The organism is Streptomyces sp. NPDC051555, assembly GCF_044454405.1.
Classification (GTDB): domain Bacteria; phylum Actinomycetota; class Actinomycetes; order Streptomycetales; family Streptomycetaceae; genus Streptomyces.
This window is the reverse complement of sequence record NZ_JBITDP010000064.1, coordinates 1-10,719: the sequence shown is the minus strand read 5'-3', so window position 1 is coordinate 10,719 and position 10,719 is coordinate 1. Positions and strand designations below refer to the sequence as shown.

The following is a 10,719-nucleotide window of genomic DNA, read 5'->3' as shown; positions in this document are numbered from 1 at the left end:
CCCCATCCGCATATTTCACACACCACGGATACAGCCACCCACCCACACCCATCAGGGAGTTCGGACAGAATCACCCCAACGAGCTGAAGTCAGTAAGGCCTGTCCGGCGGACCATGGTGTCTTAGTTGATTCGTTTTCGTTGATCACAACATGGACACCATGAAGCGCACTCTCGTCGCCCGGCTCCTCACGGGGCCCGCGGCAGCAGGTCCAAGGAGGACCGTCATGTTGCCCGTGTCTGCGCGTGGCAGGGCTGCCACTGCGGCGGCGGCCCTGCTCGTGGCTGCTGCAGTCACGGCACCCGCGGCTGCAGCCAACCCCGGTCGCGCGATGATGGCGACCTTCAACTGCGCCGGCTCGATCAACGTGAACGTCCATCCTGTCAACGGCGCCGTCGACGGCAAGAGCGCCAGCAACTTCCGCTGCGCTACGCCGGACGAGTCCTTCCCTGCGCAGCTGACGATCTCCGGCTCGGTGACGGGCAGCGGAGCCCTCTTCTACGAGACGCGGACCACCGAGACCCTCAGGCGGACGGACACGGGGCAGTCCCTCCAGTTCACGATCGACCGCCGCTTCGACCGGGACACCACTGCGGCGTCTGGCAACGCCACCGAACGCGGAGCCGGCGGCCAGGCGCGTGACTCCGGGACCGGCACCTTCGGGACGGGTACGAACTTGGTGACGTTCGTGATCACCAACAACTACATGCTCGACGTCACCACCTGACCGCCGCAGGGTGGCCACGCTAGGCCCTGGCCGGCGGATCATCGCGCCGTAGTCTCGGCTCCATGCCCGCCGCCCTGACGGACTACGCCCGATGCCTTGTCGGGGACGAGTACCGCCCCACGCCGCCGTGCGACCGTCAGCATGACGAGGCCCGCTCCTTCACCCGCCCCTATTGGCGGACGCCCTTAGCCAGCCCACGCCGGGGCGCCACCCCGGTGCAGTGGGGCTGGCTGTTCGCAGCTCATTGCCCAGCGTCGGCGTTGGCCGGCTGGGCGTGGCGGGTCAGTCCGGCGGCGGTGGCGGCCTGGAGGTGTTCTTCGGGCAGGGTGTCCCAGCGCTTGCGGAGGTTGTTGAGCCACTGGCCGACCTTGTGCTCGGCGCCGTCGACGGTGACGGTGTCGCGCTGCCGGATGTGGACGTGGCCCTCCCGGGCGCGGAAGGCCTCGACGGCGTTGATGCCCGCTTCGAACTGCCGCTGCTGGCGGGCGGCGCGGCCGGCGGGCTGCGGAGCCTCGTCTGCTGCCGGCTCGACGGGGGTGATGCCGAGTTCGGTGACGAGCTGGGCCTGCGCGGGGTGGAGGGAGGGGAAGGCGCGGCTCTGGGTGGCGACCCATTCCCCCAGGGGTTCGTTGTCGTCGGTGAGGAAGTCGGCGGGCAGGTCATCGAGGGTGATGCTGGCGTCGGCGTAGGTGCGGGCGGTGTAGTAGAGGCGCTGCCAGGTGATCGGCCACGGGGGGTTCCACCAGGGGTCGATCTCCGCGAGGGCCGTGTCGGTGGGATCGGGTGCGAGGCCCTTCTCCGTCCGGGTGCGGGCGGCGCTTCGGCGGTAGGTGAGCCAGCGTCCGAAGGCGAAGTCGCCGATCATCTCGGCGGAGGGAGCTGCGAGGTGGCCGTGGGCGGCGGCCCAGTTGCTGGCGTGGAGCAGGCCTCGTTCTGCTGCCTGGGTGACCAGGTTCCAGATCATGCCGATGTGTTCGAGGGCTTTGATCTGGCGGGGTTTGAGGGAGCCGGCTGCGTACGCCTTGCGCATGCGGTTGATCCAGCGGCCCAGCGCGAAGTCGTCTTCGTCGTCGTGGAGCTGGGGGACGTCGAGGTGGCCGAAGGTCTCGTAGTAGGCGGTGGCGGAGTCCAGGCCGCGACGGAAGGACGCGTCGCGCGGGTAGAGGACGCGCAGCCGGAAGGCCTGGGCGATGGTGTCGGCGGGGAAGGGGTGGTCGAAGGTGACGTCGAGGGGGATGTGCGCGCCGTGTTCGTCGTCGTTCGGTTCGGGGCGGGAGGGCTGCTGGGTGACGGCGAGGCGGTCGGAGATCCGGTCGTCGTGTGCGCGTAGGGCTTGCAAGACGCGCCAGAGCGGCTTGTACAGGTTGGAGCCCAGGAGATCGTCGGTGTCCTCGCCGGGGGCGACGTAGACGGGGACGATCAGGGTGGCCTTCTTGCCCTGGCCGGGCTTTTGACGCAGGGCGCGGCCGACGGCCTGCACGGTGTCGACGATGGATTCTTTGGGGTCGGCGAAGACCACGGTGTCGATGCTGGGGATGTTGACGCCTTCGCCGAGGAGGCGGGCGTTGGCGATCACCGTGCGGTGGGCAGGCGCCAGTTCGCCGAACGGCCTGCCGTCGAACCGGTCGAGGAGGTGGCGGCGTACGTCGGGGTCCTGGGTGCCGTCGATCGCGGCTGCCCACAGCTCGCCGGGGTCGGGGCAGCCGGTTCCGGTCGGGTCCGCGGCGTGGAGGAGGGCTGCGGCCTTGGGGAGGGTGGTGGCGAAGGTGTGGGCGTCGGCGACGCGGTGGTGGAAGGAGACAACGCGGCACAGGTCGAGTTCGGCCATGGCGCGCAGGACGGCGATCTGGAGGGCGGCCTGTCGCAGTTCGGCTTCGGTGGCCCGGTCTGAGATTCCCAGGCGGGTGCGGATGGTGGCCTCGTGGACTTCCATGACGACGACGCGGTAGTCGGCGAGGAGGTCTATGTCGATGGCCTCGGCGAGGGGGAGGCGGTAGCTGGTCTCGCCGTAGAGGCCGGGGTCGTCCATGGAGGCGACGAGGGGGGCATCGTCGTCTTCGTCGGGCTCGCCGGCCGACCAGATCCGCGGGGTGGCGGTGAGGTAGAGGCGCTTGTGCGCGGGGACGAGTGCGTCGTCGTGGACGGCGGCCCAGCGTTTTCCGAGGTCGCCGCTGGTGCGGTGGGCCTCGTCGACGGTGATCAGCGACCAGGGCGGCAGGGCGCGGTCGTGGTGTGCGGCCGTGACGCGGGTCAGGGAGTGGTACGTGGCGAAGACGGTGAGGTCGGGGTGCCGGCTGACGGTCGCGGCGAGGATCGCGGGGTCGGTGGTGCGGGGGACGGGGTCGCCGGTGACGGGCGGGCGTTTGGAGCACAGGGCGAGGACGGGTCCGGTCAGGCCGGCGGTGCGCCAGTCGTCGATGGTCTGCGCGAGGAGGTCGATAGTGGGCAGCAGTACCAGGCGGGTGCCCTGGGGGGCGACGCGGGCGGCGGTTCGGGCGGCGACGTACGTCTTGCCTGTGCCGCAGGCCATGACGACGGTGGTCCGGTCCGACTGCCGCAACGCGGTCTGGGCGGCGTGGACGGCCTGGGACTGGTGCTTGCGCAGCCGCACCTTCGGGGGTGCTTCGCCGGTGCTGGTGGATACGGCCACGGTGACGGTCGGCCTTTCGGGAGAGACGAGGGGGTGTGGGTGGTCAGTCCATGCCGAAGCGGATGTGGTCGATGCCGGTGAGCTCGACCTGCTGGAGGGACTGGGCGCGGGTGCCGCCGTCGGTGAAGTAGTCGTCCCTCAGCCCGTTGGCGACGATCTGGGCGAGGTCGCTGTCGCTGGCTCCGGTGGCTTTGGCTTCGAAGAGCTTGCGCGCGGTGTCGGCGTCCAGGCGGCGGGTCATGCGCCGGTGGCGGGGGTCGTTGGTGGTGCCGCGCGGGGAGGTGAATCCGAATGTCCCGCGGACGTCGACCTTGATGCCCTTGTGGGTGATGGCGTCCTGGAGGCGGCGGGCGCGGACGAGGGGCTGCCAGAGGTTCTTCACCTCCGCTTCGATGACGGCCGTGGTGTCCGCCTTGGCGGTCTTGATCTCGTTGTCGCGGTAGCGCTCGACGGTGCGCTGGCTCTTGCCGATCTTCTCGGCGACGGCGCGGGCGGCCTCGGCGCGGGTTCCGGGCTCCTGTTTGAGGAGGAACCGGACGCGCGCGCCGAGGGTCTTGGGGATCGGCTGGGAGAAGGCGGTGTCCGCGGCTTCCCCCAGGCGGTCTTCGATCAGTCCCACGAGTTCAGGTCCTTAGGGTCTCAGGCCGCCCGCACGAGGCTGGCGTCCTTGATCTCGTTGGCGATGTTCACGCCGTCGGCGAGGAGGTCGGCTGCCCACTGGAAAGTCTGGCTGCCCTGATGCTTCACGGAGCCGGGGTTGACGCCGAGGCGGAAGCCTCCGCGTACGGGCTGACCGTCGGGGCCAAGCAGCACGGGGAGCGGGGAGAGGCTGTCGGCGGCGTAGATCACGCAGTCGGTGTTGACCGCGAGGGGGTAGCGGTTCGCGACTTCGGCGAGGTTGCGCATCTTTCGGTGCATGTTGATCCGCGCCTTCGACAGGATCATGGCGCGGATGTCGGGCCGCCACGTCTTGCGGTTCAGGGCGGGCCAAGGCTCTCCGAAGACGTGGTCGAGTCCGATGTTGGGGCGCTGGCGGAGCTTGCCGATACCGGACTTCGCGGTGGACTTGATGGCGTCGAGGAGGGTGACCAGGGCCGGGTCGCCGTTCTTGTAGCCGGCCATGGCGGCAAGGAATGCCTCGTCGTCGAGGTCGGCGGTGACGCCGAGGCCGGCCATCGTGGTCAGGTAGGCGGCGCGCAGCCGCTCGTACCAGGGCTGGAGGTAGGGGCTGTGGGTTTCGCGGACCCAGGCTTCCATGGGGCGGACGTCGGCGCCGAGTTCGACGGCGTACTCGAGCGTGGGCGTGGCGTACCAGGCGGGGCCCTGGGGCCGGTCGCCGCTGGAGGTGAAGGGGTTGGGGAGGCGGGGGTCGAGTTCGATGTTCGAGAGGTCGGCGTACCAGGAGCCGGGGAGCTCGGGGTCGAAGCGGGGGTTGCGGGGGCGGTGGATGGCCGGTCCGGTACCGACGTGGAGGCGCCGGCAGGCGGCGAGGAAGGCGACCGCGACGTCGAGGGCGACGACGCTGGTGCGGGCGTGCTCGTCGTCGCTGATCAGGTCGTAGGGGCGGACCCAGATGCATGCCTCTTCGTCGAGGGCCTCGCTGGCGGGCCGGGAGCCTGCCTCGGGGTAGTCGGCGGCGACCAGGGGGTGTTCGTCGGGGGCCTCGCACGGGGCGGGGTCGACGACGGTGTGCAGGGTGTCGGGCACGTTGGCCGAGACGTACTTGCCGCTCTCCGCGCTCCAGACGGCCTTGGTGGGCGGGCGCAGCGCGGTCATGAGTTCTTCGGCGGTGACGGCGACCGTGCCGCGGGGGGTGAGGACCAGGTCGGCGAAGGTGCCGAGGAGCCGGGCGAGTTCGGGGGCGGGCAGGTCGGCGGCGTTCCCCCAGGCACGGGTCTCCAGGGCGCGCCAGGGTACGAGCGCGAGCTGGACGCAGTGTCGGCGGCCGTCGACGCGCTTGAAGATACGCGGCCAGGGTCCGAGGCCTGACTTGGTCAGTTCCCATCCGGCCTTCTGGATGTTCTTGACGATGGTGTGGTCGGCGGGCAGGCGGAGGTCTTCCTGGTCGGCCAGATCCGTGGGCAGGCCGAAGTGTGCGACGGCCCCGTGGGTCAGTACGAGTAGCGGGTCCTGGTGGAAGCCGTTGTCGTGGAGCCGGTCCGCGCCGAGTCGGATCTTCTTCTTGTCCAGGGCCCAGGTGGCGAGGGCTTGGAGGGTCTTCGCCGGGCACGGGATGGTGCGGCCGTCGACGAGGTGGGCGGTCAGGGCGCCGCCGGTGATGTCGAGGACGGCGAGCGGGCCGTCGGCGTGCTCGGGTGCCACCTGCTTCACGGCCGCCGCCTTGGCCGTCTTGCGCCGTGGGGCCGGGGTGGCGGCCTTGGGGGGGCGTTGCGGCGCCGCCGCCCGCACCGGGGGTTGGGCCGGCGCGGGAGCGGGGTCCGGGGGCTCGGTCACGGCGTCCTGGGCGAGGGCGGTGTCGCCGGGCGTCACCGGCACCGGCATGGCGGGTGTCGGCACGGGCGTGGGAAGGGTGGGAGCTGGGACGGCGACTGTCTGGGTTCCGCAGCGCGGGACGCCCATGATGGCCATGGCCTGGAGGTAGACGTGGCGGGGCTGGTCTGCGACGAGGAACGAGGTCGGCCGACCGCAGCGGGCGCACGGCCGGGTGTCGCCCTCGGGCAGTGCGGTCCATGAGCCCGGCATGTCGTACTCGGGGTCCGGGACGTCCGCTGGGGCCGGGGTGGTGTCCCAGCTGAGCTCAGGCGGGTCTTCGACGTCGAAATCGAACGCGAACTGCGCGTCCTCGTCGTGCTCGACTGGGGCTTCCTCGCTCGCGGGGGCGGGAGTCTCGGGCACGGCTGCTGCGGGTGTCGCGGTCACCGTGGGGGCTGGAGTACCGGCGTCGAGTTTGGTGGCGAAGTGGGCGAGCAGGCGGGCGTAGAGCTGCCCGGTCTTGCCACGGGGAGTGCGAGGCGGTTCCTTCTCCCACGTCCACACCGTCTCCCGCGAGACCTCGAGCGCCTCGGCGAGCTGGGTCTTGGACCAGCCCCACCCCTCACGCAGCCGTGTGCGCTCCTTCGGGTCAGGCAGCGGCGGCACAGGCCCCACCAGGGGGATCTGAGCGAGCACCGCCTTCACGGGGTCGAGCATCGTCTTCCTCCATCACCGGATCTAACGCGAATCTAACGTACCGCGAGCACCCAACGTCGTCAACGCGAAACTCAATGATTGAGTGCAATATAATCGTTGCCTATCCCGGGATTTACAAGTATTGTCATATCTGGGGTCGAGCTGACGGCCTCACCGCCTCCTGGAAGGGATCTGCTGTGTCCAAGGACGAGATCATTGCCTCGGTGACCGAGCGGCTGCGCGAGACTCCTACCGGTGACCTCTTTCGATGCTCCACCGCATGGTTCATGGCACCGGTAGCTGAGGACGACTTGCCAGCGAAACCTGAAGCGCGCTACGACTCCGCACTGACTCCCGAGGGCCACGAAGGCCACCGGAGCGGTGAAACAGATCCGGCGGCCTGGGCACGCCTGAACGAACTCCGTGACCGTCTGAAGGCCGAGGCCCACATCGTGACCAGGAACCTCGTAGAAACGCTGCGCGCCTGGTACCCCTCCGCGGACGCCCTGGAGATGTACGAGAACGAAGACGGCTGGCTCCTGACCGTACGCCTCGTCTCGGCCGACGGCCGCACCGTGCGCGACCTCCGGAATGATGTCGGTCTGCCCACTGACCTGCCCGAACTTCCCGAGCCGGTACGCGCCCTGTGGCCGAAGCGCATGCTGCAGGAGGTCGAGGACCTGGACGAACTCCTCACCGTACTCGCGAAGGCCGGCGTCGGCTTCGACGACCTGCCTGACGAGCTCCGCGACAACAACGACTGCCCGGACCTGTACATCCCGGCCTTGCTCCTGGGGACGGCATGCGAACTCGGCTGCTGATCCGGATCGGGGCGGCCGCGACCGCGCCGCCCCGTCTCCCGTCCACTGTCCGGAGGTCACGATGAACGCGCGGAGCCGTGCTCTGCGATCCCTCGCGCACGAGGCCTGGGTCGCCGCCAACTCCTTCGCGATGGTCCGTAGCGGCCAACTCGGCTACGACTCCGTTGTAGCCACCTTTCACGCCTGGAGCGACGAGCAGAAGCACGCTGACCGGCTCCAGCAGGAGCTTGCCCACAAGGGCCGCGGCCCCGAAGAGGTCCGCGCCATCGCCGCCCGGCAGTGGGCGCAGTCCAAGGCCGGACATCCGGCGCGGCAGGTGCGCGAGGTCGCCGCCACCATCATCCGCATTCTCGACAACAACGGCGTCTGACCCGAGCCGCCGCGAAGGAACCAGGACCATGACTTCCCGAACACCCCACCCCGGTCCCGCCTCCGATCCTGGCGAGCCGGCCACACCCCAGTCTCTGGTCGTCGTCGAGGAGGGCCTCGACATTCTCATGCGCCGAGGCCTTGAGGAGTACGCACCGTCCGCGCAGGTGAGCATGTTCGAGTCCGCCCGGGCGCTGGAGGACTTCCGCCTGGGCGGCGGTCCCGGAGCCCTGGAGCGCGCCGAGGTGTGTGCGGACCGGGCTATCACCACGTTTCAGGTCCGCACCGGCGAACGGGATGTGGCCGCCTGGCAGGTCGCTGTGGCGTACCTGGTGGAGATGCTCGCCGCCCGCTACAGCGCAGAGCGCATGCCCGCCTTCGACCCGGCGCCGCCGGTCCCGTCGCTGTTCACGCCCGTCAGCCCGCTGCGGTTGGAGAAGATCACGCCCGAAGGGCACCTCCGCGTCCTGGACGCCGGGCGTGCGCTGGACCGTGCGCGGCGCGGCGATGCGTTGGACGTCGCCCGGGCCCAGCACGCCATCCACGATGCCGCCCGGCTGGTCCGTGCGGAAATGGATGGGCTGTCCATGCCGTTGTGGGTGCTGATCTGCCGCTACGGCGCGGAAGTCCTCGCGTACAACCTCCGCCTCCGTCCGCCCTCCAGCCCGGCCGGCACCATCTGAGGTGCCGACCGGCGCCCCGTCACGGTCGGGCCTTGATGAAAATGCCATTTCCACAGGTCAAGCACTGTCTGGCTGTGCACGACGAAACGGGCGCCGGGTGGGGGGGAAGGATGAGGGCATAGTCAGCAGCGTGGGGTCGACACATGGCCGACCCCACACCGACAGGCGCTTCATAAGGCCACCCGTTAGCCGGAGTTGGGCTCACAGCAGGTCAGACGCTACTCCCGAGAAGAGGCCTGTGGCCGCGGAGTGACGCTAAACCACCCGCTGGGCTGATTCCCGCATTGTCATCCACGATTTCATCAAGGCCCGTCACGGGCGCGCTGGCCGTCGTCCGGCCACCGTCTCTGATTCTCAAAGGAGTTCAGCATGAGCAAGACCTCTTCCGGGACCGTCCGGCTCCGGCAGCTGTGGCAGGACATGGCGCCGGACATGGTGGCCCGCGAACGGATGCTGCGCGTCAGCGTCATCGACGGCACGCACGCCGAGTGCGTGGTCGAGCACGACAACCAGGCCAAGGCGGGGCGCAAGACCAGCGTGGCACTGCGCCGCTTCGCCACCAGCGCCTTCCGTCTGGTCGAGGACGCGGTCGAGGACGCCGACCAGGCGGCCCACGCGCGGTTCCTGAAGGCCATGGCGGACGTGCAGGGGCGCAGCTCGTCGCCGACGGAGTACGCGAGCGCCGCGATGTCGGTGCACAAGGAGCTGCTCGGCGAACTCGCGGCGGCCCAGGGCTGACCCGGCGATCGAGCCCTCGGCTGAGTTCAGGGGAGCATCATCAGCTGCGTTCTTGGGCGCGCTCGCCTTGAACGGTCACTTCGGAGGGCCAGGTGCCGTGCTCGATGAAGTACGCGACGGCTTGGGCGGCGGTGTCGAAGGCGACCGTGTCCCGGTCTTCGTAGCTGTCGGCCTGCCCGTTGGACAGCCGATAGCCCCCGGACGAGCCTTCGCCGCGCGGATCGACGAGATGCTCACCGGGGTCGCCGTCCCCGTCCAGCAATACGACCATCGCGCGTTCGCCGTTGGTGACCACGCCCAGAAGCCGCCCCGCGTCGTTCTCGAACCACGTCTCCTGGTTCGCCCAGTCCCACCGATGCCGAAGCAGCTGTCGTGCTTCCTCACCGGAGTAGGCGTGCTCCGCAGAGCCCTGCAGGTGCCAGCGGCCGTTAGGGGTCAAAGTGCTTCTCCTGCCTCGATCGGGCGTCTCCGAACAGCCAGGGCCAGATATGGGCGATGACAGCGCCGGGACAGCGTCTGAAGATGTCCCCATTCTCACCCACACGCCTGCCGTCCAGGTCTCCCGCTCCTGCCGGCCCGGGCGTGCGGAGTGGCCGTCCGGGGGACGGACGGGCGGTGCGGCGGCGAGAATGCGGCTATGGCACTTTCCCTCGCGGTCGGCGTGGAGATGGCCGCCCGGCTGCTGGATGCCTGCGGGCCGGTGGAGCCCCTTCGGCTGTGCCTGAGTGCGCGGGACGTGCAGGCGGAGGTGTGCGCCGGCGGGGCGACCACGCGGGCGAGCCTGGAGCGGCTGGCCGCAGCGGCGGGTACTGCACCGCTCGGCCCGGGGCTGGGCGGCTCTGCCGCGTACTCGCTGACGGCTGATCTCGCCGAGGGCCTGGTCCTGGTCGCCGGGATCGACGAGCTGGCAGCCGGGAACGGCACGAGGGGCCGCTCGACATCCACTGCAGCTGCCGCCGAACTGCTGCGCACGCTGGAGCCGTGGGCACGCGGACTGCGCCAGGAGATCCAGCCGGTGGCGGAGCTGTGGGTCGAGGACCAGGGAGACGCCTTCACGGTCCGGTTGCTCGCGACCGCCGGGGAGGGTGACGACCCGGAGGCCATCGCCGCCGCTGCGGGCCAGGGACTCGACCGGTTCCGCCTCCGCCGTTCCGACAGCGGTCTGGACGGGACAGGGCGTCTCCCGTGCGGCCTCGCCGTACGAATCGGCGTCGTCTGCTTGTACTGAGGAGCACGGTGGCAGCCGCCACCAGCGACAGGCTGGGGCAGACAATCCCGCTCCAGTCGAGGCATCCCCATCACCAGGCGTTGCCTATCTCGCGAATTGCATGTATCTTAATATCTATCGGCGGGGGGTGATCACCCCCCGCCCCATGCCGCACGCCACTGAAGATTTCAGCGGCAACGAGCCCCTCCAGCGAACAGTTCGCGACCGTGCCGAATCCTTCGGTCCCAGGTCAGAGCTGCGTCCAGTGAAGCCATGCTCCGGCGCGCACGCACCCACCTAAGGAGCTTCCCAATGCTGATGTCAAGCCGCTGCCGTGACCGGTGGTATGGCTTGGTAGCACGCTCCGTCGCGAATCATGGCCCACAGGACGTTGAC

The 10,719-nt window shown here is 69.7% G+C and carries 10 protein-coding genes; 6 read left to right on the top strand and 4 right to left on the bottom strand.

Annotated features, from left to right (window positions below):
• Positions 1 to 225: 225 nt before the first annotated feature.
• On the top strand, positions 226 to 726 hold the full coding sequence (locus ACIBEA_RS43635; protein WP_399269982.1) for a hypothetical protein: 501 nt from the start codon (positions 226 to 228) through the stop codon (positions 724 to 726).
• A gap of 241 nt (positions 727 to 967) precedes the next feature.
• Here the strand turns inward: ACIBEA_RS43635 and ACIBEA_RS43630 are convergent, their stop codons facing one another.
• From ACIBEA_RS43630 to tap, 3 genes are read right to left on the bottom strand one after another with little or no spacing between them, the layout of a single operon-like run.
• Positions 968 to 3,376, bottom strand: coding sequence for a Helicase associated domain protein (locus ACIBEA_RS43630; RefSeq protein ID WP_399269980.1), 2,409 nt, complete (start codon positions 3,374 to 3,376; stop codon positions 968 to 970).
• Positions 3,377 to 3,419: 43 nt separating this feature from the next.
• The gene (gene tpg / locus ACIBEA_RS43625; RefSeq protein ID WP_399269978.1) at positions 3,420 to 3,995 is read right to left on the bottom strand and encodes a telomere-protecting terminal protein Tpg; all 576 of its coding nucleotides are present in this window, start codon (positions 3,993 to 3,995) and stop codon (positions 3,420 to 3,422) included.
• 20 nt (positions 3,996 to 4,015) lie between these two features.
• Entirely contained in the window at positions 4,016 to 6,526 is a 2,511-nt protein-coding gene (gene tap / locus ACIBEA_RS43620) for a telomere-associated protein Tap (protein ID WP_399269976.1), read from the bottom strand.
• Between the two features lie 176 nt (positions 6,527 to 6,702).
• On the opposite strand from tap, the gene ACIBEA_RS43615 reads away from it, so the two are divergent.
• From ACIBEA_RS43615 to ACIBEA_RS43600, 4 genes are all read left to right on the top strand, one after another.
• The gene (locus ACIBEA_RS43615) at positions 6,703 to 7,326 is read left to right on the top strand and encodes a hypothetical protein (protein WP_399269974.1); all 624 of its coding nucleotides are present in this window, start codon (positions 6,703 to 6,705) and stop codon (positions 7,324 to 7,326) included.
• A gap of 61 nt (positions 7,327 to 7,387) precedes the next feature.
• Positions 7,388 to 7,696 (top strand): hypothetical protein, encoded by a 309-nt coding sequence (locus ACIBEA_RS43610; protein WP_399269972.1) that lies wholly within the window; start codon positions 7,388 to 7,390, stop codon positions 7,694 to 7,696.
• A gap of 28 nt (positions 7,697 to 7,724) precedes the next feature.
• Positions 7,725 to 8,378, top strand: a complete 654-nt coding sequence (locus ACIBEA_RS43605) for a hypothetical protein (RefSeq protein ID WP_399269970.1) — start codon at positions 7,725 to 7,727, stop codon at positions 8,376 to 8,378.
• 369 nt (positions 8,379 to 8,747) lie between these two features.
• Positions 8,748 to 9,116, top strand: coding sequence for a DUF6354 family protein (locus tag ACIBEA_RS43600; RefSeq protein WP_399269968.1), 369 nt, complete (start codon positions 8,748 to 8,750; stop codon positions 9,114 to 9,116).
• Positions 9,117 to 9,156: 40 nt separating this feature from the next.
• Here ACIBEA_RS43600 and ACIBEA_RS43595 read toward each other — a convergent pair whose 3' ends face one another.
• Positions 9,157 to 9,555, bottom strand: coding sequence for an Imm1 family immunity protein (locus tag ACIBEA_RS43595; RefSeq protein WP_399269966.1), 399 nt, complete (start codon positions 9,553 to 9,555; stop codon positions 9,157 to 9,159).
• A 198-nt stretch (positions 9,556 to 9,753) separates the two neighbouring features.
• Between ACIBEA_RS43595 and ACIBEA_RS43590 the strand changes: the two genes are divergently transcribed.
• Positions 9,754 to 10,344 carry a hypothetical protein gene (locus tag ACIBEA_RS43590; RefSeq protein ID WP_399269964.1) on the top strand — a complete coding sequence of 197 codons (591 nt, stop codon included), beginning with the start codon at positions 9,754 to 9,756 and terminating at the stop codon, positions 10,342 to 10,344.
• Positions 10,345 to 10,719 lie beyond the last annotated feature (375 nt).